Source organism: Arthrobacter sp. D1-29, assembly GCF_054130585.1.
The window spans coordinates 1282504-1306392 of sequence record NZ_CP096383.1 but is presented as its reverse complement, the minus strand read 5'-3'; the positions used below and the strand labels follow the sequence as shown (position 1 = coordinate 1306392).

Here is a 23889-nt window from a genome sequence, read left to right as displayed (position 1 = left end):
TGGAGGAAAAGTCCCGACTTTCGGGTCCTCCGGTGTGGGGTGTTCAAAACCGCTACTTCAGAAGAACGCGGACTTTCGACCGCGCGTACTGCCTGAACTACGAACTGCTAAAAACACAACAACAGGATCGACTCTACACGAGAATCCGGACACGATTTACCAACCGTCCATGGGGCTCACCCGGACCGCGACCGCGTACGACGGCGGCAGACGGCTCACGCTCCTACTCCCCCGCCTGCTCACGCGCCTGCTCCCCCGCCTACTCGCCCCGGGCAGTCGAAAGATGTTGCGCCGCCGCGGCTTCGAGGTGGGTCAGGTCCGAGGACACTGTCACGAACGTAAAGCCCTCGGCGATCCGCCGCCTGGCGATCTCGCCGCTGCCGGTGTGGATGGCTGCGATGATGCCCGCGTCCCGGGCCGCGTCACGGATGGTGACCAGGGCGGCGTCGAACTCTTCTGCCACCTCCGGATCATCGGGGAACCTGCCGCCCACCGCAAGGCAAAGATCGGACGGTCCGATGTAGACGCCGTCGAGCCCGGGAACGGCGCAGATCTCCCGGACGTTGGCCAGCCCCTCAGGGGTCTCGATCATGGCCAGGCACAGGACGGTGGCGTCTGCCTCCGCGGGCACCGGCCCGATCCGGAGCCCGGAGCGCATGGGTCCGTAGGACCGGATGCCGTGCGGCGGGTAGCGCACGGCACGCACCGCCGCGGCGGCTTCCTCCGCGTTGTTAACCAGCGGCACAATGACGCCGGCGGCACCGGCGTCGAGCGCCTGCCCGATGAAGGCGGCGTTGTTGGACGGTACCCGGACGATCCCGGCTGCACCGGCGGCGTCGATGGCCATCAAACCGTGGAGCCAGCCGGAATAGCCCATCAGGCCGTGCTGCGCGTCCAGCGCCACATAGTCGTAACCGAGCCGCGCCACCCGCTCGGTGGATACCGGTGAATCCAGGACCACCCAATATCCGACGACGATCTGGTTGGCCCGGGCTTTGGCGGCGAATGATGCGGCGCTCATGGCAGATTCCTCTTCAGTCGGCGGCGAGAATTAAGGCCAATCTACCGCCCGGTCTCTTCACCGCTGTCGATAAACACTTCGACGGCCACCACGTGCACTTCTGTCAGGCCCTGGCCAGGCACCGGTTTCTCCAGCAGGACCGGCTGATCGTACTGCTGTGCCCACTCGCGGGCGTCGGGTCCGAGCACGTCGTCGATCCACACCACCGAGTCCCAATCTGCCTCGCCGGAGTCCCTCATCCGGGCCAGCCACCGGCTCACCGACCGCAGTTTCGGCGTCGGCTCCTCATCATCGGCGGAACGGAACATAAGCGTCACACGCAAGGAGGCAACGTCCAGCCCCAGCTGCGATTCCAGTCCGGCAGTCATATCCGGCGGCCAGGTGGACACCCAGGCGATCCGGCCGCACCGTGCCAGCCTTCGCACCAGGGCCACTTTGCCGGCCGGCAGCGACAGTTCCGGACGGTCGGCGCCGGGACGCACCACAGGGTTCAGCACGCCGTCGATGTCCAGCAGGATGACCGGCTTCATGACGGCGACCCCCGTTCCGGTGACGCGAGTTGGCGCTTGACGTCTTCGAGGTCACGTTTGAGCTCTTCCACCTGAAGCTTGTACGTGAGGAATTCGGCTTTCCGGCGTCTTGCTTCGAGGTAGCCGGCAATCAGGGCGGCGAGCGCCAGCGGCAGGGAAATGACCAGCGCCCAGCCTGCGGCCACAAAGAACTCCATGGCCCGGGGAAGGGCAGCGCTGAAGTCAACGAAGTCATTGACGTTGTCAGCTATTCCACGCAGCTGGGTCTCGAGGGATTCCAGGAAACGTCCCACCACGGGCGTATCAGTGAGCGGGGGCACCCCCACACGGTCCTCATCTTTGCCGCTCCAGCGGGGGTCACCAACGTGGTTCAGAACGTAGATGCCCGCCCCGGCGTTGGCGACCAGAAAAACGAACACCGACCCCAGCGCAGCCAAGTGGAGACGGCGGGGGCGCCACAAGCCCAGCAGCAGTCCGGTGGCGATGGCAGAGAGCCACGTGAGAGCTTTGAGCCAGTCCACGCTTACGCCGCTCAATATGTCCACAGCAACCGCCATTCTCTAGAACGTCCACATGGAGGTTACCCGCGGATGGCCCGTTTGGTCGCTCCGCCGTCGTCGTATTTGCGGGCCGGCTCAGTCCTGGGCGATGCAGAACTCGTTGCCTTCGGGGTCGTGCATCACGTCCCAATGGAAATCGCCGATGTCATGACCCTCCACAAACGAGGCCCCCAGCGACTCGGCGTGCCTGCGTAGGCTGGCCGCATCCGGGGTATGGATGTCCAGGTGAAGGCGGCGCCGCCCGCCGGTGGGGTCGGCCACCTGCTGGAAACCCAGTTGGGGCACTCCCGGGCCGGCAGCCGCCAGCCAGATGAACTGATCGATCCGCGAGGCCACCTCGAGGTTCAGGAACTGGGACCAGAAGGCAGCCAGCCGCTCGGCATCCACAGCGCTGACCATGATCGAAGCGATGTACGACGGCGGCGCGTCCTTGAGTTCGGTGCTTCCGCTGACCTGCGTTTCCATGTCCGTCTCCCCCTGTGTTGGATTCTGTTCCCGGACGCAATCTACCGGAATTGCGGCGCCAAATGTTGCCTGCATTCGAAGGTGTGTGAGGCAGTGCCCGCCCGCTGCTCCCTGAAACAATGGCCGAATGCAGCATGGGTATACGAATACGACCCGGCGGGTGCCCGGCGCCGTTCTCAAGACGTACGCCGGCCCTGATTCCTCGGCGCGCCAGGACAACGAACTGCGGGTCCTGTGTGCCCTCGCCGGCCGGTATCCCGTGCCGGAAGTCCTGGACGTCGTGGACGAGGGGGCCGGTTCGCTGCTGCTTGGATTTGTTCCGGGCGGGCACGGCCAGGACCTTATCGACGCCGGCCGGGCGGAAGAGGTGCTGCATGCCTGTGGCCTGGCGCTGCGCGCCTTGCACAGCATCGACGTCGCCACGGTGTTTCCGCTGGGTTCAAACCGGGGGCACGTCCTGACCCACGGCGACTTCGGGCCAAACAACATACTCCTGGATTCGGCGTGTGCGGTGACGGCCGTCCTGGATTGGGAGTTCAGCGGCCCCGGCGAGGCGGTGCTGGATGTGGCGTGGTGCGAGTGGATCGTGCGCATGCATCACCCCGCTGCGGTGGGGTCGCTCCCGGCATTCCACCGTGCTTACGGGCCGGTTCCCCCGTGGCCCGTGCGGCAGGCCGCCATGATCAGCCGCTGTGTATGGCTGCAGGATTTCAGCCGGCGCATGGACCCCGACGGCGGCGGCCCTGCCCTGTGGCAGGACCGCGCAACCGTCACGGCCCAGTGGAGCGAGCACTAATCCTGCAGATGCATGTGGACCAGGCTTACTGGTCGTCCGCGCCGGGCCACATCGCCGGACGCAGCTCAATCGTCTCGCCGGGGCCGGAGAACGCCGCGGCAATCTCCTCGGCCCGCCCGCGGGTGGCAACGTCGATCATGAAGAACCCGGCGAACTGCTCTTTGGACTCTGCGTACGGCCCGTCCGTGGCGATGGCCTTGCCTGACTGCCACCGGTACAGCTTCGACGTCGCCGGATCGGCGAGCGCTTCGCCGCCCAGCAGCTCGCCGTTCTCCTGCAGCTGCGTGAGCAGCGCGTCGAACTCGGTATTCATCTGCTCGCGCTGCTCCTTCGGCAGAGCCAGGTTCTCGGCCACGTAGTCACCGGTGGGATGTCCCCACGGCTGCGGCTTGGAGTGGATAAGGATGACGAACTTCATGAGCTTGACCCTTTCGAAGGCGTGGCCGTGCGGCCGTGACATCAAGAAGTCGGGGCCGGGGCTGGGAGATCGACATCGCCGAGCCTACTTTGGAAAAACAGTCCTCCCAAGGCTTGCCTATTGTTCTTCCTGACGGGAATAGGAGGATCCCGACGGCGTCCGCGTCAGCAGGCCGAAGTCGATCAGGTAGCGGCGGAGCAGCACAACGTCGTCGGTGTAGCTCAGGAGCCGTTCGTTGACCTGCTGTTCCGTGAGCTCCTCGCCCGGCCGGATGGCGTCACCGGCAATCCAGGCGAGCAGCTCCCGGCGCTGTGCCATGTTGGCCGGGTACCTCTCGATCCGGCCCAGGCGCATGAAACGGTCCACCCCGGTCTGTGGCACACGCTTGGGTTGTTGGGTGAGGAGGTCCTGGAAGATGGTGGCGGAGGCTTGCAGTTCACCGGTGCCGGTCCGTTCCACCAGGCCGGCTGTCAGCAGCACCTCGATAGCACGGGTGCACCGTTGTTCGCGCATTTCGGCAAGCGCATCCGGTGGCTTGGCCCCGAGCACTATCTGCGCGTAGGCGGTCCGCGCTTCCCGGTTTGCGAGCGCCGCCACCACCCGGCGCCAGTGCGGTCCGCCCTGATTGGATGCTCCGGCCAATCCGTTCACCTCCCCTTGCTGCGCCCAGGTTGTAGAACAAAAAATCCCGACGGCGGCCGCACCGCGAGCGCTAAGTCTGGTCCTCTGTGTCCTGTGCCGTACTCGCCCCTTCCGGCGCGTCATCCTCGTAGGCGTATGGCCATTGCCGACGTACCGCTACTTCGTCCCAGCCACCCTGCAGCCGGTTGTGCGCCCTGTTTGCCAGTATTTCGAGAGACCGCACAATCTCCCGTGGCGGCAGCTCCGGCCTTCCGGCGAAGTAGCCCAGCAAAATGTTTACAGCCGTCGCTTCCTGCGGTGTCATTCGAGCCATGAGGCAACCGTAGAACTCGAGCGACCGCTGAGGAAGGGTCCGGCGGGCTCCACTTTCCAGAGGGCCATCAACCCCCGCTAACCCGTTGGCCTGCCCGGATACCCGGCGTAGGGTTTTTCCATGGAACCGATTCGGGCCATCCTGCTTCCCGGGAGCATCCTCCCTGCCCAGCTGGCCTATGGCGACCTGATCGAAGACCTGGCCCCGGGCGTTGATGCCATCGCCAAGGACCTGGAACTTTATGAGCGCGACGAGCCGCCGCCCGGATGGAGCTTGGGCACCGAGGTGGACGGCGTGCTCCGCGAAGCCGATGCGTTCGGCTGGGAGACGTTTCACCTTGTGGGCTATTCCGGGGGCGGCGCAGCGGCACTGGCGGTGGCCGCCGAGCACCCCGAGCGCCTGCTCAGCCTGGCGCTGCTCGAGCCCGCCTGGGCCGGCAGCTGGGACTGGAGCCCCGCCCACGAAGAACTGTGGAAGAAATACCGGGAACTGGAAGAACTTCCGCCGGATGAATTGATCCTGGAGTTCACCAGGCTGGGCGTGAAGCCCGACGTCGTCCTTCCGCCGCCCGTTGAAGGCGCCCCGCCGCCGCCGTGGATGGACAGGCGGCCCGCCGGCGTCAGGGCCTTCCTGGAGACGTTCAGGAGGTACGACCTGGACCGGGAAAAGCTCGCCGCCTTCCGCAAACCCGTGTTCTATGCCCTCGGCGGCCTGAGCAACCCGGACGCGTACGGGGAGATCGCGGACCGGCTGGCCAAGGTCTTCCCGGACTTCCGCGTCGAGGTGTTCGAGGAACGCCACCACTTCGACCCTCCGCACCGGGCCGAACCGCTGCGGCTGGCGGCGCTGCTGCGGGAGCTCTGGGACAGGGCCGAAGGCAGGGAGCATAACGTCGCCCTTTAACGCGGCGTAACTACCGGACTGGCGGGCCGGCTGCGGTTTCAACGCCCGTCCGGTAAGGATGGGCTGCATAAACGCCGAGGATCCGTACCTCAGATGTGAAGAACTCCAGTTCGTTCAGTGCCAGGCTTAAAGGGGTGTCCTCCGGGTGCCCTTCAACATCGGCAAGGAACATGGTGGCGGCGAACTCCGCGCCCACCATATAGCTTTCGAGCCTGGTCATGTTGACTCCGTTGGTGGCGAATCCTCCCAGCGCCTTGTAGAGGGCAGAAGGAACGTTCCGGACCCGGAAAACCAGGCTGGTGATGACGGACTCCGGCAGGTCTTCGCGCGCCGGAAGTGGACGCTTCTCTCCAAGGACCACGAAGCGGGTTGTATTGGTAGGGTCATCCTCCACGTCGGACGCGAGGACATCGAGCCCGTACATTCCCGCTGCCAGCGGTGGGGCCAGCGAGACTTTTGACGGGTCATTCCATTCCCGCACCTCCCGTGCCGAACCGGCGGTGTCCCCCGCGATCACCGGCTTGAGCCCGTGGGAACGGATCAGCTTGCGGCACTGGCCAAGGGCATGCAAATGGCTGTGCACTTCCCTGGCCTGTTCGATCGTGCTGCCGGGTATCCCCAGCAGGTCGAAGCGGATCCGGAGGAAATGTTCACCCACAATCTGCAGGTTGGAGTCCGGGAGGAGGGCATGGATGTCAGCGACCCGTCCGGCGATCGAGTTCTCGATCGGAATCATCGCCAAATCCGCCTCGCCGGCCGTGACAAGCGCGAAGACGTCCTCGAAGCTGGCGCAGGGAACTGCCTCCATGTCTGGATACATTTCCAAGCAGGCGATGTGTGAGTTGGCCCCGGGTTCACCCTGGTATGCAATATTTCGAACCATAAAGCACATGCTCCCACGTCACGGGGACCCTCTGCGTTCCACCTGTCACGAAAGGCCGGCCCGGGCGTATGGTTCGCTTATGGAACCGATTCGGGCCATCCTTCTTCCCGGGAGTGTGCTCCCCGCCCAGCTGGCCTATGGCGATCTTATTGAAGCCCTGGGACCCGGGGTACAGGCCGTCGCCAAGGACCTGGAACTCTACGCCGACGACGAGCCCCCGCCCGGTTGGAGCCTGGACACAGAGGTGGACGGCGTGCTCCGCGAGGCTGATGCCCTCGGTTGGGAGACGTTCCATCTGGTCGGATACTCAGGCGGCGGGGCGGCGGCGCTGGCTTTCGCCGCCAAGCACCCGGACAGGCTGCTCAGCCTGGCGCTGCTCGAGCCCGCCTGGGCGGGCAGCTGGGACTGGAGCCCCGCCCACGCAGAGCTCTGGAAGAAGTACGAGGAGCTGGAAGCCCTGCCGCCTGAGCAGTTCATGCCCGCCTTTATGAGGCTGGGAGTGAAGCCCGACGTCGTCCTTCCGCCGCCGCCGGGTCCCCCTCCGCCGTGGATGGCCAAGCGGCCCGCCGGGATCAAAGCCTTCCTGCGGACCTTCAAGAGCTATGACCTGGAGCGGGAGCGCCTGGCCGCCTTCCCGCGGCCTGTGTTCTTCGCCCTGGGCGGCCTGAGCAATCCGGATGACTACGGCGAAATTGCCGGCCGGCTGGCAAGGGTCTTCTTCCCGGACTTCCATCTGGAGGTGTTTCCCCACCGCCATCACTTCGACCCGCCACATCGGATCGAGCCGGAGCGGCTGGCTGAGCTGCTCCGCCGGCACTGGGAAGCTGCGGAAGGCAGCCCGGCCGCGGTGCCTGCAGACTTTCGCGTCCTGCCGGGCGTCACGTCAGAATCCAGCACTGCGGAGATTCTGGACGACGTCCGTGGGGACCGTTGATCGTCGGGGACAGTTGACCGTCTCGATGCCTCGGCTCCGGCTACCGGACAGCCCGGACAGCCCTGTCTGCGTTGACGCGGCCATGTGCCCAGAAGGTCTCCTGGCCGGATTTCATCTCGGCAGTCGATTCAACGTATTCACGTATCCATGCCTGAGTGTCGCCGGGATGTGAGCTCCAGACCATTGCGGCAACGCCGGCCACGATAGCTGAAGACATTGAGGTTCCGTTGCCGACGTCGTAACCGAAGGAGCGCTTGTTCTGGGTGCCGAGGACGAATGTGTGGTTGGGGAACGTTGAGTAGACGTTGGCTCCCGGCGCCGCGACGTCCACCCAGCTGGCTCCGTAGGTTGAGAACGACGCTTTGGTATCGGTGTTGTCGGTGGCGCCAACGGCAATCACGTTGGGATATGCCCCCGGGTAGATCTTGGTCTGATTGCCGCCGTTGCCTGCCGCGCCCACCAGCACAACACCCTTGTTCCACGCGTTGTTGACCGCAGATTCGAGCGTTCGCGATGACCGCACCCCCAGGCTCATGTTGATCACCTTGGCACCATTGCTGACACCCCAGTTGATGCCGTTCGCAAGGCCTGAGCTCGATCCGACCCCGCTGTCGTTCAGCACCTTGCCGTCCAGGATGCTGCAGCCACGGCAGGTACCAGCCACGCCTTGAGTGTTGTCGGCGGTGGCCGCGACGATGCCGGCCACGTGGGTGCCATGGCCGTAGTTGTCATCGCCAGTCTCCCCGTTGGTGAAGTTAGCGAGTGCAACCACCTTCGGGTGGATGTCCGGGTTGTCGTTGGCAACACCGGAATCCAGAACGGCAACTTTGATGCTGAGGCCGGTGGTGACGGTCCACGCTTCGACGGCGTCCACATCAGCATCCGCCGTGCCCTTGTCCACCGTCAGTGTGCCAGCGGTGTTGGTGAAGGACTGGCCGTCGTTTTGCAGCGCGTACTGACTGGGGAAATACTTGTCATCTGTGGCGGCAGTAACGATGTGGTCCGGCTCCGCGTATTCCACTGCCGGGTTCCGGCTGAGTGCCTCGATGAGTCGGAGTTCTTGGCCGGCCGGGACCTTAATGAGTTGTGCTTCGGTGCTACCGATACCCGGCCCCTCACTGAGGCCATGCTGGCGCAGGGTGCCCGCAGCCGCGGCTTTGTCACGGAACTTGACCATGATTTGCCCCGCCGTGTGGGATGGCTCGGGCGGCGCCGCGTTGGTCACAACTGCCGAATTCACTGCCCCGAACGCCATCATCGCCGCTGCGAAACCAGCCATAAAAGTCTTTTTCATGCAGGTTATCTTGCTCCGATCTGTACCGGCTGGGTAGGGGAAACCGGCAACTTGCCCTACCTAATTCCGCATCCTCATTACACAGGTGCGGGAAGCACGGAGGCAGGCGCCGCCGTCGTACTGTCCTGAATTACGTCGCTCCTGCGGCACGTGGCCCGACGCGCCGCCGGTCCCGGAACCAGGCGTGATAGGCGGCCAGCAGCAGAAGCGACGCGGAGCCCACGCCCATCGCAAAGGACATCAGCACCACGCCGGCAGTGAGCGCCACGAGCAGGATGCCTTCCACCTTGTCCACTCCGGGTGCCGCCAGCCGCAGGACGATTGCAGCCAGCAGGCCCAGGAGCAGCGCGATTGAACCCATGACGAACGTCAGCCCGAACCAGCGCAGCCTCAGGTAGTCCTCCAGGAAGTTGGAAACCGAAACGAGCACAGCGGCGACGGCGGCGACGCGGACCGCGAACCGGCTCCACTGTGCGGCCTGCCCGGGCAGGTGATCGTGCGTTGCCCAAAAGCTCCCAAGAGCCCACAGGGCGGCGCTAAGGAACAGCATCGCCACAGAAAGCAGTGCCACGGCGGTGTATTCAAGCGGAGTCTCCGGACTCCAGTATCTGATTTCGCCCAAAGTATTCAGCACGCCCCGAACTCCGAAGGCGAAGCCGGCAAGCGCGGCAGCAACAGCAACGAACCGCGATTGCGCCATGGCGGCTCCAGTGAGGTACGGACCGGCACCTGTTCCGGGCTGCAGAGAATCCTTTTCCTGCATTACTCAGCCTTCCGCTTGCATAGCCACCGCCCAGGACCTGGGGGCCGGGCGCAAAGCCGCGTCACTGAGGTCAAGTCTGTGCCGCCCGGGACCGTGGTGCAACGGTCAATCCTGTTACCCGTGACAATCACACGCCGCAGGCAGGCGTCCACCCCAAGGGCCGGAGGGAGACCTGATAAAAACGAGGTTTGGGTGGGTAAAATGGACCATGGGTCTTCCTTGCAATGGGTTGGCTACTATACGTTGCCTTCCTTCTTGGCGTTCTCGTCCTCGCCTGCATCGTCTGGTGCGTGTGCAAACTGGCGCTCTGGCTCATGGACCTCCCCCGGCTCACTGGCCCCACGCCCGCTGTCGGCCCCAGGCCGAAAGTACCCCCGGTACCCCGTAAGCCGAAAGCAGCCCCGCTCCCCCAGCGGGCGAAAGTACCCCAAGTCCCCCGCCGGGCGGCAGCCGAGGTCACCTCCGACATCTGGCCCAAATGGACGGCGGCGCGCAGGCAGTACATGGACCGCGAGCTGTCCCTCTGGCAGGAGCAGTTCGACGCCCTGAGCTCCCGCGAGTAGGTGCCCGTCGGTGAGCCCTACCGTTGACCGTACAAATGCCGTACAGTCGGGAGCGGAGGTTCAACTATGCCCAACACCAAATCACGTCGGCTTGAGTTGCGCACTGATGAGAGCACCGACGCCCTCATCACGGAAGCAGCCGAACTGCTTCACGTGACCAAGTCCGCGTTCGTGGCCGACGCTGCACGACAGGCCGCACAAAAGGTCGTCTCTCGCGCCGATATGACTCTCATGGCGCCCGAGGTCTTTGACGTCATGATGGCCTCCCTCGACACTCCCGATGAGTCCGCGGGGCTGGCGGAACTGGCCAGGCTCCCCCGGCTCATCGAACGATGAGCGTATCGTCTTTCCGCATCGCCAAGCTGGCCCCCGGGTATGATCTGGGGGCTTTTGACTGCGGTGAGCCCTCGTACAACCAATGGCTGACCGATCATGCAATGCAGGCGGTTGACGCCGGAGCCAGCATGGTCTACCTGCTTCTGGAGGCGGCGCCAACTGCCCAGGAGCGCGTTGTCGGATACTTCGCGATTTGCCCAACTCTCGTAGTCCGCGATGACATGCCGAAGCCACTCCAACGAAAAGTGCTACGCAGCGCACCGGGCTGGCTCCTGGCCAAGTTGGCACTCGACCACACTAGGCGTGGCGACACAGCCCATCAGTGGGGCTCGCAGCTGCTGCGTGCGGCCTTGGAAAGAATCATCAGCGCCTCGGAGGTGGGCGGCGGCCAGATCATCGTCGTCGACGCGGACAACGCAGGGTTAGTTGGGTGGTACGAACGGCACGGGTTTGCTTCGACTGGCGGCAGCAACTTGAGGTTGTACATGAAGGTGGCTACGGCCAGGAAGTACCTCGGCCCCGCCGAATAGTGTTGCAACTCCAGCACGCTACTTGGGCAGTTGCGACAGCCACTGCCGTACATTCAAGGCCTCCGGCAGAATGTCGAGCGTCGTCTGGGTGCTCATGTCGAACTGCCCGGTCCGCAGCCACCGCCACATGGTGGTGAGGTCCTTCCCCACGAACCGTTCAAAGAGCTTCTCCGGCATCGGTAACCCACGCGGCCTTCGCCCAGCGCGTTCCTGCCACATGGTGCGGCACTGCTCGATCGACCGGACGTCGGACGCCAGTCCCAGCACGGCACCGCTCCACCGTTCGGGGTCGGCGAACGTCCGGGCGGCGATGGCACCCAGATCGTCAACGCACAGCCACCCCACCGGCCGGGACTGGCCCATCAGCTTTGGCATCAGGTGCCAGGTGGAAAACTGCGGATAGTAACCTTTGTCCGTCATCAGTTCCATGAACGCCATGGGCCGGAGGACGGTAAGCGGCAGTCCCACTTCGCGGAAGTGCTGGGCGATGACCAGCTTGGAGTCCCAGGAGCCCACGCCTGTCGGTTGATCGCTGACTCCCGCCGCCCCGTACACCACGTGGCGTATGCCGGCTTCAGCTGCTGCCTCCGCCACATTGCGGCCCTGCCGCACTTCAGCTTCGGCCCCGATTGTCTGCGGATTCTGGACGTTGAAGAGCCCGTAGGCCCCTTGGAACGGCGTCCGAAGAGTGCCGGGATTCTCGGTGTCGGCCTGCTGGACGTCGGCACCCAGCGCGAGCAGCGCCTGTGCGGCGTCGCTGGAGGGATTCCGGGTCAGGGCACGCACCTGCCATCCGTCCTTGAGCAGGTGACGGACTACGGCCGATCCCTGCCGGCCAGTTGCACCGACCACTGCCACAACACCCCGAGTGTCCCCGCCAGAGGAAAAAGCCATGGCTTAGTATCCCACTTGGGCCGAAGTTTTAACTTGGGGCGGGAGGAACAGTCCCAGCCCATTAAGCGACGGAGGGTCACGGGGGCCAACCGTAATGAGCCGGTCCGCCACTGCTCCTCCACAGTAAAATGTCGTTGGCCCCGTGTAGCTTGGGCGTAACGGGCCATCGGTGCACCGGACCCAAGACCACAGCCACAAGACCACCAACATCCGTCCCAGGGAAGCAATGGACTTCTACGACATCAGCGCCCTGCGTGATAACCATGCAGGCTGGTCTCTACTCCGCGCGCAGAACGCCCCGCTGGCCATCTCCTTCTTCATCAAGGCCTTTACCGGGCCCAACCAGCGCGACATCGGCCGCCAGGAGCTCATGGACCACCTCGACGACGTCCTGTTCGGCCTCAGGGACGTCTTCGGCGAGGACAAGTATCCCCGCTCTGCCTCAGAGTATCTGGATGACTGGGCTGCCCCCGAGCGGGCCTGGCTGCGCAAATACTATGTGCCCGGGCAGGACGAGCCGCGCTACGATCTGACGGCCGCGGCCGAGGACGTGGTGCGGTGGGTGGAAAGCCTGAGCGGACGGGATTTCGTGGCAACCCAGTCCCGGCTCACCAGCATCTTCGCCGTGCTCAAGGCCCTGGTCCAACAGTCGGAAACGGACCCCGAGGTCAGGCTCGCCGAGCTCCAGCGGCAGCGGGACGGGATCGACGCCGAGATGCAGCGGATCAGGGACGGCCATGTCAAGGTCATGACCGCCCCGGAGGCCCTGGATCACTTCCAGCAGCTGACCACCCTGGCGAAGGACCTCCTGTCCGATTTCCGTGAAGTCGAACAGAACTTCCGCAAGCTGGACCGCCAGGTCCGGGAACAGATCGCCACCTGGGAAGGCAGCCAAGGCGAGCTCCTGGAGTCGATTTTCGCCAACCAGCAGGGCATCAGCAGCTCACTCCAGGGCCGCACGTTCCAGGGTTTCTGGGACTACCTCATGTCGCCGCAGCTGCGCGGCGAACTGCAGGACCTGCTGCATCGCGCCACCGAAATCGAGGCGCTCTCCGGCGTTGAGGACCTGCACGCCGTGACCACGCTGCACCAGGACTGGCTGCCGGCTGTAGACCAGACGCAAGCAACGGTGCGGCAGCTCTCTGAGCAGATGCGCCGGCTTCTTGACGACAAGGTCTTCCTGGAAAACAAACGCATCATGCGGCTGATCCGCAGCATCGAGTCCGGTGCGCTGGGCACAAGGGAGGCGCCGCCGTCGGGCGTTTTTATGGACATCCCGGCACCGTCAGTGGACGTGGCGCTGCCGTTTGAGCGGCCCCTGTATGAGCCCAGCCGGAAGGTGATGGTGGACGACGCCGTCCTCACCGCCGACGACGCCGACGTGGACGCCGGCGCCCTGTTCAGCCAGTTCCATGTGGACAAGGAGCGCCTGAAAACCAATGTGGACGCGGTCCTGGCGGACGCGGAACAGGCCACCCTCGCCGAGATCACCAACGCCTATCCGCTCCAACAGGGCCTCGCCGAGATTGTGGCGTACTACCAGCTGGCCAGCGAATCCGAGTGGGCCAGCATCCGTGACGACGTTCCCCAGCAGCTGCAGTGGCACCTCCCGGACGGCAGCATCCGCGAAGCAACCATCGACCAGATCATTTTTGTGAGGCCGGCATGAACACCACTGACACCACCGAAACACAGGCCCGCACCCCCGAGGAACTCCCCGGTGTGGTGACCCGGCTGTTCAGGGGCGTGGTGTACGCGGAGTCGGACGAGAAGGTCTGGCAGTCGCTGATCACCCTGGAGTCGCAGGCCCGCGACTACGTGGCCGTGCTGGGACTGGACCTGATCCTGGACGAGTCGGAGGGCTACGCGTTCCTGCGGTCCAGGGAGGATCCGGAGGGCAACCTTCCCCGGCTTATCCCCCGGCGCCGGCTGACCTTTGACGTCAGTCTCCTGCTGGCCCTGCTGCGCGGCCGGATGCTCGAGTTTGACACCAACAGCAGCGAGCTCAGGCTCATCATGACCGAGCAGGAGATCGCGGATATGGTGGCCGTGTTCCTGCCCGAATCCAGCAACCAGGCCCGCATCATGGACCGGCTCGGCGCCAACATCAAGAAGGTGGTGGAGCTCGGGTTCCTGCGCAAACTCCGCGGCCAGGCAGACACCTACGAGGTGGCCCGGATCCTGAAGGCCTACGTGGACGCCCAGTGGCTGGAGGAGTTCGACGCGCGGCTGGCGGACTACCGCGCCTCGCTCGCCGGAGCGTCGCCAACGGCCAGTACTCCGGACACAAACGAGGGGGAGCTCCCGTGACCGCGGACCTGCAGGACAGCCTTTTCAGCCTGGAGCCTACGGAACAGGACACTACGGACGACGCCGGCACTCCCCCGGGATACCGGCTGCACCGTTTGGAGCTGCTCAACTGGGGCACGTTCCACCAGGGCGTGCGCACGTTCCGCCTGGACGGCGCCAACAGCCTCCTCACCGGAGACATCGGCTCAGGCAAATCCACCGTCGTGGACGCGATCACCACCCTGCTTCTCCCCGCGAACAAGATCGAATACAACAAGGCCGCGGGGGCGCAGAAGAAGGAACGCTCCCTCATGTCCTACGTGCGGGGGTACCACAAGAGCACGCGCAGCACCGGCGGGGAAAACTCCAAACCGGTGTCGCTGCGTGGAACGGGTGCGCTCACCGTGGTGCTGGCTGTGTTCCACAACGCGGCGCTCAACAAGTCCGTCACGCTGGCCATCACGCTGTGGGCTGTCCAGGAGGCCGGCACGCCCAACCGCTTCTACTCGCTCGCGGAAAGGGACCAGTCCATCGCCGCAAACTTCTCCAACTTCGGCCAGGACCCAGCCAAGCTCAAGAAAAGGCTGAAGGCCGACGGCGCCGCTGTCCATGACACGTTCGAGCCCTACGCCGCAGCCTTCAAGCGGCAGTTCGGCATCAGCGGAAACCAGGCCATGGAGCTGTTCCACGGCACGGTGTCCATGAAGCAGGTGGAGAACATCACCCACTTCGTGCGCACCAACATGCTGGACGAGGACGACGTCGAAGCCCGGATCGGCAAACTGATCAGCCACTTCGATGACCTGAAGAAGGCCCACGGCGCCGTGCTTCGCGCCAAGGACCAAATCAGCTTGCTGGCGCCCATTCGCGAGGGAGCCGCCAGGCACGCCACGCTGACGGCAGAGGACGAGCTGGCCCGGGCCCAGCGGGACCAGCTGCACCCCTGGTTCACCAACCAGCGCCTCATCCTGAGCCTGGAGCACGCGGCCGAACTGGAGAGCACCGGAAAACGGCTGCGCGAGGACAACAAGTCCCTCACCGCCCGGATCACGGAACTCCGGCACCAGCTCACCGCCGTGGCCGACGACATCCGCTCCAACGGCGGCGGCCGGCTCGCAGCCATCGACGCCGACATCGCCCGGCTCGGCACCGAGGCCGCATCACAGCGGACCCGCTACCAGACCTACGCCACAGCCGCGGCGGAACTGCACCTCCGCGCGCCGGAAGACCGGGTGCTGTTCGACGCGAACCGGGACCGGCTGGCCGCCGTCGAATCCGGGCTGGCTGATCAGTACAACGGGCTGCAGGAAAGCCGCACCGAACAGACCATGACGCGCACTGTCCTCACCGGACGCGCCGACGATCTCGCAGCGGAACTGACAAGTCTCCAGTCCCGGCGCAACCTGCTGCCGCTGCAGCAACTGGAGATCCGGCGCCGCCTGTGCGAGGGAACAGGCGCGGCGGAGAAGGACCTGCCGTTCGCCGGCGAGCTGCTGCGCGTCCGCGACGGCGAAGCAGGCTGGGAGGGCGCGGCAGAACGCACCCTGCGCGGCTTCGCGCTGTCGCTGCTGGTGCCGACGGAACACTACGCTGCCGTGAGCACTTGGGTGGACGCGAACAACCTGAAGGGCCGGCTGGTGTACCTGAAGGTGGGCGACGGGTACTCCCCCAGGGCCGCGGAACCCGGGACGCTGGCGGCCAAGATCGCCATTAAGCAGGGCACACCGTTCCGCGACTTCCTCCTGGATGAGCTGGCCAGCCGCTTCGATTACGTCTGCTGCGACAACCTGGCGGACTTCCGCCGCCATCCCAAAGCCCTCACCGCGAACGGCCAGCTGAAGGGCGGCCGCGGCCGGCATGAAAAGGACGATCGGAAGGACCTGGCGGACCGGCGCAACTACGTGCTGGGCTGGGACAACCAGGACAAGATCAACCGGTTCCGGTCCGAGCTGGACGAGGTCACCGGTCAGCTCCAGGTGGTGGGAACGCAGCTGGACAAGGTGGACCGGAAACTGGGCGAGATCGGCCGGAAGAACCAGCAGCTCGGTACCGTTCGGTCCGTCGCTGATTTCGGCGAGCTCAGCTGGGAAGTCACTGCCCGCCGGATCGAGGAGCTCAAGGAAGAGCGGCGCGCGCTGGAATCCGCCAGCGACGTCCTGCAGGAGCTGGCGGCCAAGGAAACCGCGCTGAACGCCGAGCTCACGCGGCAGTCGGACCGGGCAGACAAGATCCGGGAGCGGCTCGGCGCCAACAAGAAGGACAGCGAGAACCTCGCGGAGGCCATCGCGGAGTGCCGTGACCTGCTGCAGGAACAGCCACTGACGGACGACGCCGGGGTGCTGGCTTCCGTGGCCGGCCTGGCCGCCGCGGCGCCCGGGGAAAAAGTCCTCACTTACAAGAACACGGTGGCGGTTGAAAGCCTGGTCCGCTCCGGACTCACAGCCGCCATTGATGCGCTGTCCAAGCGGCTGGCCAGGGCGGAAACGGACACGGTGCGGCTGATGGCCGACTTCCGGAACAGGTACCCCACCGAGACCACCGAAATTGATGCATCCCTGGATGCCGCCGTCGACTACGAACGGCTGCTGGACCAGCTGGAGAAAAACGATCTTCCCAAGTACGAGGCTCACTTCAAGGAGTCCCTGAACCAGAACACCATCCACGAGGTGGTGGCGTTCAACGCGTTCCTGGACAGCCGCCGGCAGGACATCGTGAACCGGATCACCGAGATCAACCTGTCGCTGGCCACCATCGAGTACAACCGTGGCCGGCACATCCAGCTGGAGCACCAGAACACCACCGACCTGGACGTGCGCCAGTTCGGAACGGACCTGAGGGCCTGTTCGGAAGGCACCATCGGGGACGAGGACCAGTACTCCGAGCAGAAGTACCTGCAGGTGGAGCGGCTGATTGAGCGGTTCCGCGGGAGGGACGGCTTCACCAACCTGGACGAGCGCTGGACGGCGAAGGTCACGGACGTGCGGAACTGGTTCACGTTCTCCGCCTCGGAGAAGTGGACCGAGACCGGCGAGGAGTTCGAACACTTCACCGATTCCGGCGGCAAGTCCGGCGGGCAAAAGGAGAAGCTGGCCTACACGATTCTGGCCGCGGCCTTGGCGTTCCAGTTCGGCCTGGGAGCGGGACAGGGCGCCGGCCCGGCCGCCGGTGCCGGCGCCGGCTTGGGCAGGGGTGCCGGCAAGGGCCGCAGCTTTCGGTTTGTGGTGATCGACGAGGCGTTCGGGCGCGGCTCGGATGAGTCCGCGCGGTACGGCCTGGAGCTGTTCCAGCGGATGAAGCTGCAGCTGTTGATCGTCACGCCCCTGCAGAAGATCCACGTGATCGAGCCGTTTGTGGCACACGTGGGCTTCGTGGCCAACACCAATGGCAACGATTCCCAGCTGCGGAACATGACCATCCAGGAGTACCGCGACGAGCGAGACCGCCGTGCCGGCTGATTCCCCCTCCGGCTGGACCACGCTGGCAGACCTGCGGGCGCAGTCGCTGAAGGCGTGGACCAGCGGTGCACTGCTGCGCGAACTGCTGGAGCCCAGCGGGCTGTACCCCCGCCGTCGTGCGTTGAAGCGTCCGACGGCGGCATCCCTCTTGAGCGATTATGCGGCGGCACGTGCGTGGGCAGCTGAGCTGCTGGCCGCCGTCGGTCCCTTCACCCTGGAGACGGCAGAGGTGGGCCGCACCACGATCGGCTCCAACAAGCTTCCCGCGGCGGCGGTGTTCGCGTCTGCCAGCGATGAGGTTGCGTTTGTAGGCAGGGTCAAGGACGCGGCCAGGTTTGTTGAGCTTGCCGACCGGCTGGCCGCTCTGGACCCCGCGTTCCGTGCCTGGGCAATTCGGCGGCCACTCAAGCTGCTGGACCTTGGGACTAATGCGCTGACGGCTGGCCGGGTGGCACTGTGGCTCCGCGACAATCCGGAACCAGGTGTTTACGTCCGGCAGCTGAGCCTGCCGGGAGTGCACACCAAGTTCATCGAGACCCATCGGCGGGTGATCGAGGAACTGGTGGAGGCCCTGCGTCCGTCGGCGCTCTCCGAAGGTGAGCCCTCCGATGAGATCAGTCCGGACGTGCCGGCGGAACCCGGTTCCCTACTGGGGCAGCCGGCGGCGCGGACTCCTGCGGCCCGCTTCGCGGCGAGGCACGGGTTTGTGCATCCGCCCGAGCTGGTCAGGTTCCGGCTGCTGGACCCTGGCGTGCCGCTGCTGGGTGAGGTCCGCGATCTGACGGTGACGGCGGAGGCGTTCCGCTCCCTGAGCTTGCCGGTCCGGACGGTGCTTGTCACCGAGAACCTGGTCAACTTCCTGGCGCTGCCCGAACGGCCCGGCGCTGTTGCGATCTACGGCGGCGGGTACGGTTTTTCTTCCCTCCGCGATGCCGACTGGCTGCGGGACTGCGAAGTCCTGTACTGGGGCGACCTGGACACTCACGGCTTCCGGATCCTGGACCAGCTCCGAGCGGTCCACCCGCACGTGGCCAGTGTGCTGATGGATGAGGAGACCCTGCTGGAGCACCGGGATGTTTGGGGAAGGGAACCGTCGCCGTCCCGGGCTGCGCTCAGCAGGCTGACCGCCGAAGAATCAGCGCTCTATGAAGCGCTGGGCCGTGACTCCTATGGCCCGTCCGTCAGGCTGGAGCAGGAGCTGATCCGCTGGGACTGGGCTCTGGCACGGCTTGCGGGGAACTGCAACGCAAATGCGTAACTTTTGGACTCTGGTGCACCGCAGTCTCCTTTGTTTCTGCGGGCAGCCCCTGCGGCCCAGGTCAAAAGTTACGCAAACAGGTCATCCAGAATCCACCCGGATGGCAGGTTCCTTCCATCAGTAAGGACCGCCCGGTGGCGAAAAGCAAGGGCCGGAAACCCCTGCAGCCGACGCCGAAACCTCAGTGTCCAGCGGCTTGAGGGGAATGTTCGGAACTGTGATGGACGGGGGGCCGTCGAAGCCCTGCACAAAGACCGTGGCGAAGCTGAGCGACACCGTCGTAGGCCCTTCGGGCAGCTGGCTTTCGAAGTTGAGGGTTCCCTGCGCTGCACGCCGGCCGGTATCTTGGGCTGCCAGTTGCTGCGGAAGGCACTGGCGTCGACGGTGGTGCCGCCCGGGCCGGTGAGCAGCGCGTTCTGGAACAGCGGCAGGGATATCGAGCTGCTGGTCCCGTTGCTGACCAGGATCCCCACCCGGGTGAAGTGGGCTGTGCTTTGGACGCCCAGGACCGTCACCCGAACCCCCTGCGCTTCGGCCACCACCTGGCGTTCCAGCCGCTGCACGCCGTCTTCGTTGCCGGAGAAGTAGCCGACGGCGTAGCTAACCCCGGCGGCGGCCAGCCATCCGCCGCCTCCCAGCAGCAACAGCGTGAGGAGCACGGTGACGGCCAGCGGCCGCTGCGGGGCAGGCCTGCGCTCCGGCCCGGGTTCGTGGGGCCTTGGTTCGTGGCCGGAGGGCGGCCGCTGCGGGGTGCCGGGTCCCTTCCGGTAATACCCGAGGGTCTCTATCAGCAGGGCCACCAGCAACCCGATGAAGGGGGTGATGAACCATGTCCAGGTGGGCGTCAGCTCGGTCAGGAAGGCGGCGAGGCTGTTGCCTAGACTCCCGACGACGTTGATGCCGGCGGCGTACATCAGTGCCGTTCCCAGCCGTCCCCCCGGCGGCTGCGGGGCCGGCGTCGTTCCCTTCTTGCCGCCCGTCCCGGAGGGTGTGCCGCGGCCGTCAGCGTTCCTGTCGATGAACCGCAGCCTGGCCTGGCCGAACTGAACCAAATCCCCGTGAGTCAGTTCCGTCGGCGAGCTGATGCGGTAACCGTTCACCGCTGACGCCGGCAGTGCTGCGGCGTACCATGATCCGTATGGCCGAGAATTGGATTCGGCTCCTCGGTCCGCCCGCGCCAAGGTTGGTGCGGCGCACCGTGGTCAGCTTGTCCACCATGATCTGGCTTACGCGTTCCAGGCCAGTGAGCTGGCCTGGTTCAACCGTTAGCCTCAGCAGCGGGGCGTTCGCGAGTTGGGACGTCAAGGGCAGGAGGGTGACCGACTCTGACATCGCGAACAGATCATCCTGGATGATCAGTGCCGGCCCGGGCTTTTGCGCGTACGTTCCGTCTGAGACCGTCCACAGTTCGCCTCGGTCCACTCCGGCCAGTCTTCCGAAGTCTGCTCAATGAAGTCCTGGTTGTCGCCGGCACGGTCCGCGGCGGCCACTGCCAGGGCCTGCCGCCAGGCTTCGCGCTTGAATTCCTCCGTGCGCGTGTCCGGGACCCACAGCTGAACCTGCCGAAAGCCACGCTCGCGCATTGCTACCCTGTGCTGCGCAACGCGATCCCTAGCGCTCATAGATCAACGTTACATGTACCGGCCCGGCGCGGATCAGAAGTACGCCGGCGGTACTACAGTCGCGGCCCTATGTTCATTTTCTCGAACAGCCCTCCTCTGAGAGTCGGCCCACCAGACCTGCCGTTGTCCAACAAACGCATCACACCGATAGGCTGGAAATCCCAGACCATTAAGCGAGGCATAACGTGCATCAGGACGCCGTCCGTTTCCTGTCCCAGCCGATGACGGCCCAGCCCGGCTCACCGCTCCGGGTTGCCGTCTACTCCCGGATCGCCGAGGCAATCCGCAACAACCTGCTGCAGCCCGGCTCCATGCTCCCCACCGAAACCGAGCTCGGCACGGACATGAAGGTCAGCCGCACCGTGGTCCGCGAAGCCCTCATGCTCCTCGAAGAGGACGGCCTCATCAGGGCCCGCCGCGGGGTCGGCCGGTTTGTCTCCGACACGCTCCCCCGCATCGGGATCGAGCGGATCCGGCCCTTCGAGGAAGTCCTTGGCGGGCCCGGGCAGCACCTCGAGATCAAACGGGTCCGGATCGAGCGGGAGGCCGCCTCCGAGTTCGTCGCCCCCGGCGTAGCGGTCGATCCCGGCGCGGACTGCTGGATCTGGGAGTCGGTCCTGATCCGCGACGGCGAAGCCATCGCCCACTTGCAGGAAAACATCTCCGCGCTGCCGGTCAGCTTTGGCAGCGGTTCCGGTGAGGCTGCACCATTGGAGCTCGACGACGGCGGTGGCACCACGCTGCTCGCCGCCCTGAACCAGCACGCCGGACGGGTCCTGGGTCCGGGCGAATGCCAGATCAGCCTGAGCCAGGTGGGCCCGAGCCGGGCCAAGCTTCTGGACCTGCGGGCCTCGGACCCCGTCCTTGTGCTGACGCAGTACGTCAAGCATGCGAACCGGCCGTTCTACCTGTCGAAATGCCTGATCGCGGCCCGGGCAGGGCACCTGTCGGTGATGCAGTCCGTCCAGTCCTGACCGGACTAGGAAGTGGCTCCTAAAGTGGCCAGTCAGATGCTGACTGCTCGGAGAACGGCTCCGTTTGGCAGCCAGACTCTACGCCTTCTGCCCGCTATCCGCGCGATGTGCTCGCCGCTCCCACGGGAGCACAAGCGGCGTGACGAGCCGGAAAGCGACGTTGATCAGCAGGCCCAGCAGCCCGGTGAGTGCAAGTCCCGCATACACTTCTTCCACAGCGAACTGTTGTCCCGCCCGGCGTATCAGGGCCCCCAGTCCGTACTGGGCTCCCACAAACTCGGCGGCGATCAGCGTGATCAGGCAGGTCGCCATCCCCAGCCGCAGGCCGTTAAGCAGTCCCGGGGCTATGGCAGGAAACAGCAGCCGGGTGAAGAACCGCACCCCCGTCGCGCCGAAATTGCGGCCAGCCTCGATCAGGTCCGTCGATATATCCCGCACGCTCCCGCGCGTGCTAATGATGATCTGAAAGAATCCGGTGGCAAAGGCGGTGGTGATGTAGGCGACCTCGCCGCGGCCGAAGATGATGATGAACAGGGGAAGAAGCGCGATCTTAGGCAGAGGGTACAGCGTGTCGGTGACCGGCCGGATCAGCAACTCAACGATTCGCCACCGTCCCGACGCGACACCGATCACAACCCCAAGGCCCGCCGCGAGCGTGAACGCCAACAGCAGCCGTTGGATCGTGAGCAACAGGTCAAGGCCAAGCCGCCCATTCAGGAGTTGGTCGACGCCAGTGACGGCTATGTTGCTGAGCGGAGGGAAGAACCGCGGATCCAGCAGGCCCGCACGGGTGCTGACCTCCCACAGCATGAGGACCACAACCGGTATGGTCCAGGTCTGCGCCCATCCGCGCACCGACGGGCTCATGCCTGGGCCCCCTTCACGTCTCGACGCCACGGCAGCATCCGGTCAGCGACCGAATCGAATCCGACCGAGCTGAGCAGGCCGAGCACCGCGATGATCAACAGCGCGACATACATGTCAGTGACCCGCAAGATCTGCCAGTTCGACCAGAGGAACTGCCCCAACCCGTTCGAGGCCCCGACCATTTCGATAGCGATCACCGCGATCAATGTGAAGCCGAGCGAGACGCGGATGCCGGTGACAATCGACGGAAGGGCGCCGGGGACAAGGATGCGGAAGAAGCGCCGGGTGCCCCGAGAGCCGTAGTTGTCCGCCACCTCAATGAGGGTGCGGTCGATGCTACGCACTCCGGCCACCGTATACAGGACCATCACGATCAGTGGGGTCACCAGCGCGGTAAGGATGAGAGCCATTTCCGTACGGCCCAGAAGGAACGTCAGGAAGGGGAAGAAGAGTACGCCGGGAATGGGATACAGGAACGCCAGAAGCGTATTGGTGCCGCGCTCCATCCACTGGGACGCGGTGATCGCGATCCCGGCTGCGACCCCGAGGAGCACCGCGAGGGCGATCGTCGCGAGCACTCGCAGCACCGTTGCAATGATGTCCCCGCCCAGCCCTGATCCGGGGTCGAATACGATCACGCCGCGGGCAACTATCTCGGTTGGGGCCGGAAAGAACGTTGGGCGGATGACGTGGGTGCGGCTGAGGAGTTCCCATGCCAGGAGGATGCCCGCCGGACCAACGAGCAGGGCCCACTTTTCACGGAGGGCGCGCAGCATCACCGGTCGTCCATCGCTATGGCAGCCTGTACCTCGTCCCGAAGGTGGTTCCAGATGTCCTGCGACAATGCTGCGAATTCTGGCGTGCCGCGCAACTCAGGAGTACGGTCGGGGCCGAAGTCGAGCTCGACGATGTCGCGGATGCGGCCTGGCCGAGCCGTCATAAGTACCACCCGGTCAGAGAGGAACACCGCCTCGTCGATCGCGTGCGTAATGTACAAGACAGTCGGCTTTGTCTGCTGCCGCAATTCCAGGATCTGCTCCTGTAACAGAGTTCGGGTCTGGGCGTCGAGCGCCCCGAGCGGCTCGTCCATGAGCAGGACCTCGGCATCCTGGGCAAGCGCGCGAGCAATGCCGACGCGCTGCTTCATCCCGCCCGAGAGCTGGTGGGGAAAGAAGTCGCCAAAACGTGCCAGACCGAGCTGCGCCAGCTGCTCGTCAGCGATCTCGGCAGCCTCCTTCTTGGACACATTGCGGTTGCGCGGCCCGAACATGACGTTCTCACGCACCGACATCCAGGGGAACAGGGCGTGCTCCTGGAAAACCATCGCCGTCTTCGGCCGGTCGGGCTTGGAGCTTTCAATGCTGACTGTCCCGGAGGAGGGCTCGTAGAGCCCGGCCACCAGCCGCAGGAGGGTCGACTTCCCGCATCCCGATGGTCCCACGATCGCTACGAATTCAGCCTCGGCGATCTCCAGGGAAACATCCTCCAGCGCGGTCACGTTCTCCCGTCCCGGAAACTGTTTGGCCACGTCCAGCAGCCGGACCTTTGCCTTGGGAGGTGCGCTCATGACTGGCCCCGC

At 65.2% G+C, this 23889-nt stretch carries 28 protein-coding genes; 11 read left to right on the top strand and 17 right to left on the bottom strand.

Features of this window, described 5'->3' with window-relative positions:
• Nucleotides 1-259: 259 nt before the first annotated feature.
• The 4 genes from M1E17_RS06145 to M1E17_RS06130 form a co-directional block, all read right to left on the bottom strand.
• A complete protein-coding gene (locus tag M1E17_RS06145; protein ID WP_457966150.1) occupies nucleotides 260-1021 on the bottom strand; it encodes an HpcH/HpaI aldolase family protein in 762 nt (253 codons plus the stop codon).
• Between the two features lie 41 nt (nucleotides 1022-1062).
• Nucleotides 1063-1551 (bottom strand): HAD domain-containing protein, encoded by a 489-nt coding sequence (locus M1E17_RS06140; protein ID WP_457966148.1) that lies wholly within the window; start codon nucleotides 1549-1551, stop codon nucleotides 1063-1065.
• Nucleotides 1548-2096 (bottom strand): hypothetical protein, encoded by a 549-nt coding sequence (locus M1E17_RS06135; protein ID WP_457966147.1) that lies wholly within the window; start codon nucleotides 2094-2096, stop codon nucleotides 1548-1550. Before M1E17_RS06135 ends, M1E17_RS06140 begins: the two co-directional genes overlap by 4 nt.
• A 90-nt stretch (nucleotides 2097-2186) precedes the next feature.
• Complete coding sequence (locus M1E17_RS06130; protein ID WP_457966145.1) at nucleotides 2187-2576, bottom strand: VOC family protein; 390 nt, start codon at nucleotides 2574-2576, stop codon at nucleotides 2187-2189.
• Nucleotides 2577-2703: 127 nt separating this feature from the next.
• On the opposite strand from M1E17_RS06130, the gene M1E17_RS06125 reads away from it, so the two are divergent.
• Entirely contained in the window at nucleotides 2704-3372 is a 669-nt protein-coding gene (locus M1E17_RS06125; RefSeq protein WP_457966143.1) for a phosphotransferase family protein, read from the top strand.
• Between the two features lie 25 nt (nucleotides 3373-3397).
• Here M1E17_RS06125 and M1E17_RS06120 read toward each other — a convergent pair whose 3' ends face one another.
• The 3 genes from M1E17_RS06120 to M1E17_RS06110 all read right to left on the bottom strand — a co-directional run bounded on the left by M1E17_RS06120 (nucleotide 3398) and on the right by M1E17_RS06110 (nucleotide 4745).
• Nucleotides 3398-3832: a YciI family protein gene (locus M1E17_RS06120; protein ID WP_457966141.1), complete on the bottom strand. Its 435-nt coding sequence runs from the start codon at nucleotides 3830-3832 to the stop codon at nucleotides 3398-3400.
• A 75-nt stretch (nucleotides 3833-3907) separates the two neighbouring features.
• Nucleotides 3908-4441: a DUF2087 domain-containing protein gene (locus M1E17_RS06115; RefSeq protein ID WP_457966139.1), complete on the bottom strand. Its 534-nt coding sequence runs from the start codon at nucleotides 4439-4441 to the stop codon at nucleotides 3908-3910.
• A 61-nt stretch (nucleotides 4442-4502) separates the two neighbouring features.
• Complete coding sequence (locus M1E17_RS06110) at nucleotides 4503-4745, bottom strand: hypothetical protein (RefSeq protein WP_457966137.1); 243 nt, start codon at nucleotides 4743-4745, stop codon at nucleotides 4503-4505.
• A gap of 120 nt (nucleotides 4746-4865) precedes the next feature.
• Here M1E17_RS06110 and M1E17_RS06105 point away from each other — a divergent pair, with 120 nt between their 5' ends.
• Entirely contained in the window at nucleotides 4866-5648 is a 783-nt protein-coding gene (locus M1E17_RS06105) for an alpha/beta fold hydrolase (protein WP_457966136.1), read from the top strand.
• Nucleotides 5649-5658: 10 nt separating this feature from the next.
• Here M1E17_RS06105 and M1E17_RS06100 read toward each other — a convergent pair whose 3' ends face one another.
• The gene (locus M1E17_RS06100) at nucleotides 5659-6531 is read right to left on the bottom strand and encodes a prephenate dehydratase (RefSeq protein WP_457966134.1); all 873 of its coding nucleotides are present in this window, start codon (nucleotides 6529-6531) and stop codon (nucleotides 5659-5661) included.
• 79 nt (nucleotides 6532-6610) lie between these two features.
• Between M1E17_RS06100 and M1E17_RS06095 the strand changes: the two genes are divergently transcribed.
• On the top strand, nucleotides 6611-7465 hold the full coding sequence (locus M1E17_RS06095) for an alpha/beta fold hydrolase (protein WP_457966133.1): 855 nt from the start codon (nucleotides 6611-6613) through the stop codon (nucleotides 7463-7465).
• A gap of 40 nt (nucleotides 7466-7505) precedes the next feature.
• Here the strand turns inward: M1E17_RS06095 and M1E17_RS06090 are convergent, their stop codons facing one another.
• Nucleotides 7506-8759 (bottom strand): S8 family serine peptidase, encoded by a 1254-nt coding sequence (locus tag M1E17_RS06090; RefSeq protein ID WP_457966131.1) that lies wholly within the window; start codon nucleotides 8757-8759, stop codon nucleotides 7506-7508.
• 130 nt (nucleotides 8760-8889) lie between these two features.
• Entirely contained in the window at nucleotides 8890-9522 is a 633-nt protein-coding gene (locus M1E17_RS06085) for a hypothetical protein (protein WP_457966129.1), read from the bottom strand.
• Between the two features lie 224 nt (nucleotides 9523-9746).
• Between M1E17_RS06085 and M1E17_RS06080 the strand changes: the two genes are divergently transcribed.
• The 3 genes from M1E17_RS06080 (at nucleotide 9747) to M1E17_RS06070 (ending at nucleotide 10951) form a co-directional block, all read left to right on the top strand.
• Nucleotides 9747-10085, top strand: coding sequence for a hypothetical protein (locus M1E17_RS06080; RefSeq protein WP_457966127.1), 339 nt, complete (start codon nucleotides 9747-9749; stop codon nucleotides 10083-10085).
• Nucleotides 10086-10151: 66 nt separating this feature from the next.
• A complete protein-coding gene (locus M1E17_RS06075) occupies nucleotides 10152-10421 on the top strand; it encodes a type II toxin-antitoxin system TacA family antitoxin (RefSeq protein ID WP_457966125.1) in 270 nt (89 codons plus the stop codon).
• Nucleotides 10418-10951 (top strand): hypothetical protein, encoded by a 534-nt coding sequence (locus M1E17_RS06070; protein ID WP_457966124.1) that lies wholly within the window; start codon nucleotides 10418-10420, stop codon nucleotides 10949-10951. The genes M1E17_RS06075 and M1E17_RS06070 overlap by 4 nt, the downstream gene beginning before the upstream one ends.
• A gap of 18 nt (nucleotides 10952-10969) precedes the next feature.
• Here the strand turns inward: M1E17_RS06070 and M1E17_RS06065 are convergent, their stop codons facing one another.
• Entirely contained in the window at nucleotides 10970-11845 is an 876-nt protein-coding gene (locus M1E17_RS06065) for an NmrA/HSCARG family protein (protein WP_457966123.1), read from the bottom strand.
• Nucleotides 11846-12014: 169 nt separating this feature from the next.
• Here M1E17_RS06065 and M1E17_RS06060 point away from each other — a divergent pair, with 169 nt between their 5' ends.
• The 4 genes from M1E17_RS06060 to M1E17_RS06045 are packed head-to-tail and all read left to right on the top strand — an operon-like array spanning nucleotide 12015 to nucleotide 18847.
• Nucleotides 12015-13514: a DUF3375 domain-containing protein gene (locus M1E17_RS06060; protein ID WP_457966121.1), complete on the top strand. Its 1500-nt coding sequence runs from the start codon at nucleotides 12015-12017 to the stop codon at nucleotides 13512-13514.
• Nucleotides 13511-14155 (top strand): DUF4194 domain-containing protein, encoded by a 645-nt coding sequence (locus M1E17_RS06055; protein ID WP_457966120.1) that lies wholly within the window; start codon nucleotides 13511-13513, stop codon nucleotides 14153-14155. Before M1E17_RS06060 ends, M1E17_RS06055 begins: the two co-directional genes overlap by 4 nt.
• A complete protein-coding gene (locus M1E17_RS06050) occupies nucleotides 14152-17589 on the top strand; it encodes an ATP-binding protein (protein ID WP_457966118.1) in 3438 nt (1145 codons plus the stop codon). The genes M1E17_RS06055 and M1E17_RS06050 overlap by 4 nt, the downstream gene beginning before the upstream one ends.
• Nucleotides 17579-18847 carry a Wadjet anti-phage system protein JetD domain-containing protein gene (locus tag M1E17_RS06045; protein ID WP_457966117.1) on the top strand — a complete coding sequence of 423 codons (1269 nt, stop codon included), beginning with the start codon at nucleotides 17579-17581 and terminating at the stop codon, nucleotides 18845-18847. The genes M1E17_RS06050 and M1E17_RS06045 overlap by 11 nt, the downstream gene beginning before the upstream one ends.
• A gap of 68 nt (nucleotides 18848-18915) precedes the next feature.
• On the opposite strand, the gene M1E17_RS06040 is transcribed toward M1E17_RS06045, so the two are convergent.
• The 3 genes from M1E17_RS06040 to M1E17_RS06030 are packed head-to-tail and all read right to left on the bottom strand — an operon-like array spanning nucleotide 18916 to nucleotide 20469.
• A complete protein-coding gene (locus M1E17_RS06040) occupies nucleotides 18916-19899 on the bottom strand; it encodes a hypothetical protein (RefSeq protein ID WP_457966116.1) in 984 nt (327 codons plus the stop codon).
• Nucleotides 19850-20269: a type II toxin-antitoxin system PemK/MazF family toxin gene (locus tag M1E17_RS06035; protein ID WP_457966115.1), complete on the bottom strand. Its 420-nt coding sequence runs from the start codon at nucleotides 20267-20269 to the stop codon at nucleotides 19850-19852. The genes M1E17_RS06040 and M1E17_RS06035 overlap by 50 nt, the downstream gene beginning before the upstream one ends.
• Entirely contained in the window at nucleotides 20203-20469 is a 267-nt protein-coding gene (locus tag M1E17_RS06030; protein ID WP_457966114.1) for an antitoxin MazE-like protein, read from the bottom strand. Before M1E17_RS06030 ends, M1E17_RS06035 begins: the two co-directional genes overlap by 67 nt.
• Nucleotides 20470-20654: 185 nt before the next feature.
• Between M1E17_RS06030 and M1E17_RS06025 the strand changes: the two genes are divergently transcribed.
• Entirely contained in the window at nucleotides 20655-21443 is a 789-nt protein-coding gene (locus M1E17_RS06025; RefSeq protein ID WP_457966113.1) for a GntR family transcriptional regulator, read from the top strand.
• A 78-nt stretch (nucleotides 21444-21521) separates the two neighbouring features.
• Here M1E17_RS06025 and M1E17_RS06020 read toward each other — a convergent pair whose 3' ends face one another.
• The 3 genes from M1E17_RS06020 to M1E17_RS06010 are packed head-to-tail and all read right to left on the bottom strand — an operon-like array spanning nucleotide 21522 to nucleotide 23877.
• Complete coding sequence (locus M1E17_RS06020) at nucleotides 21522-22310, bottom strand: ABC transporter permease (protein WP_457966111.1); 789 nt, start codon at nucleotides 22308-22310, stop codon at nucleotides 21522-21524.
• Nucleotides 22307-23086 carry an ABC transporter permease gene (locus M1E17_RS06015; protein ID WP_457967594.1) on the bottom strand — a complete coding sequence of 260 codons (780 nt, stop codon included), beginning with the start codon at nucleotides 23084-23086 and terminating at the stop codon, nucleotides 22307-22309. The genes M1E17_RS06020 and M1E17_RS06015 overlap by 4 nt, the downstream gene beginning before the upstream one ends.
• Nucleotides 23086-23877 (bottom strand): ABC transporter ATP-binding protein, encoded by a 792-nt coding sequence (locus M1E17_RS06010; protein ID WP_457966109.1) that lies wholly within the window; start codon nucleotides 23875-23877, stop codon nucleotides 23086-23088. The genes M1E17_RS06015 and M1E17_RS06010 overlap by 1 nt, the downstream gene beginning before the upstream one ends.
• Nucleotides 23878-23889 lie beyond the last annotated feature (12 nt).

What these genes read in the sequence shown, in the direction of transcription:
- M1E17_RS06145 (WP_457966150.1), bottom strand. Translation starts at nt 1,021, where the DNA reads ATGAGCGCCGCATCATTCGCCGCCAAAGCCCGGGCCAACCAGATCGTC.
- M1E17_RS06140 (WP_457966148.1), bottom strand. Translation starts at nt 1,551, where the DNA reads ATGAAGCCGGTCATCCTGCTGGACATCGACGGCGTGCTGAACCCTGTG.
- M1E17_RS06130 (WP_457966145.1), bottom strand. Translation starts at nt 2,576, where the DNA reads ATGGAAACGCAGGTCAGCGGAAGCACCGAACTCAAGGACGCGCCGCCG.
- M1E17_RS06125 (WP_457966143.1), top strand. Translation starts at nt 2,704, where the DNA reads ATGCAGCATGGGTATACGAATACGACCCGGCGGGTGCCCGGCGCCGTT.
- M1E17_RS06120 (WP_457966141.1), bottom strand. Translation starts at nt 3,832, where the DNA reads ATGTCACGGCCGCACGGCCACGCCTTCGAAAGGGTCAAGCTCATGAAG.
- M1E17_RS06110 (WP_457966137.1), bottom strand. Translation starts at nt 4,745, where the DNA reads ATGGCTCGAATGACACCGCAGGAAGCGACGGCTGTAAACATTTTGCTG.
- M1E17_RS06105 (WP_457966136.1), top strand. Translation starts at nt 4,866, where the DNA reads ATGGAACCGATTCGGGCCATCCTGCTTCCCGGGAGCATCCTCCCTGCC.
- M1E17_RS06100 (WP_457966134.1), bottom strand. Translation starts at nt 6,531, where the DNA reads ATGGTTCGAAATATTGCATACCAGGGTGAACCCGGGGCCAACTCACAC.
- M1E17_RS06095 (WP_457966133.1), top strand. Translation starts at nt 6,611, where the DNA reads ATGGAACCGATTCGGGCCATCCTTCTTCCCGGGAGTGTGCTCCCCGCC.
- M1E17_RS06090 (WP_457966131.1), bottom strand. Translation starts at nt 8,759, where the DNA reads ATGAAAAAGACTTTTATGGCTGGTTTCGCAGCGGCGATGATGGCGTTC.
- M1E17_RS06085 (WP_457966129.1), bottom strand. Translation starts at nt 9,522, where the DNA reads ATGCAGGAAAAGGATTCTCTGCAGCCCGGAACAGGTGCCGGTCCGTAC.
- M1E17_RS06080 (WP_457966127.1), top strand. Translation starts at nt 9,747, where the DNA reads ATGGGTTGGCTACTATACGTTGCCTTCCTTCTTGGCGTTCTCGTCCTC.
- M1E17_RS06075 (WP_457966125.1), top strand. Translation starts at nt 10,152, where the DNA reads ATGCCCAACACCAAATCACGTCGGCTTGAGTTGCGCACTGATGAGAGC.
- M1E17_RS06070 (WP_457966124.1), top strand. Translation starts at nt 10,418, where the DNA reads ATGAGCGTATCGTCTTTCCGCATCGCCAAGCTGGCCCCCGGGTATGAT.
- M1E17_RS06065 (WP_457966123.1), bottom strand. Translation starts at nt 11,845, where the DNA reads ATGGCTTTTTCCTCTGGCGGGGACACTCGGGGTGTTGTGGCAGTGGTC.
- M1E17_RS06055 (WP_457966120.1), top strand. Translation starts at nt 13,511, where the DNA reads ATGAACACCACTGACACCACCGAAACACAGGCCCGCACCCCCGAGGAA.
- M1E17_RS06030 (WP_457966114.1), bottom strand. Translation starts at nt 20,469, where the DNA reads ATGAGCGCTAGGGATCGCGTTGCGCAGCACAGGGTAGCAATGCGCGAG.
- M1E17_RS06020 (WP_457966111.1), bottom strand. Translation starts at nt 22,310, where the DNA reads ATGAGCCCGTCGGTGCGCGGATGGGCGCAGACCTGGACCATACCGGTT.
- M1E17_RS06015 (WP_457967594.1), bottom strand. Translation starts at nt 23,086, where the DNA reads ATGCTGCGCGCCCTCCGTGAAAAGTGGGCCCTGCTCGTTGGTCCGGCG.
- M1E17_RS06010 (WP_457966109.1), bottom strand. Translation starts at nt 23,877, where the DNA reads ATGAGCGCACCTCCCAAGGCAAAGGTCCGGCTGCTGGACGTGGCCAAA.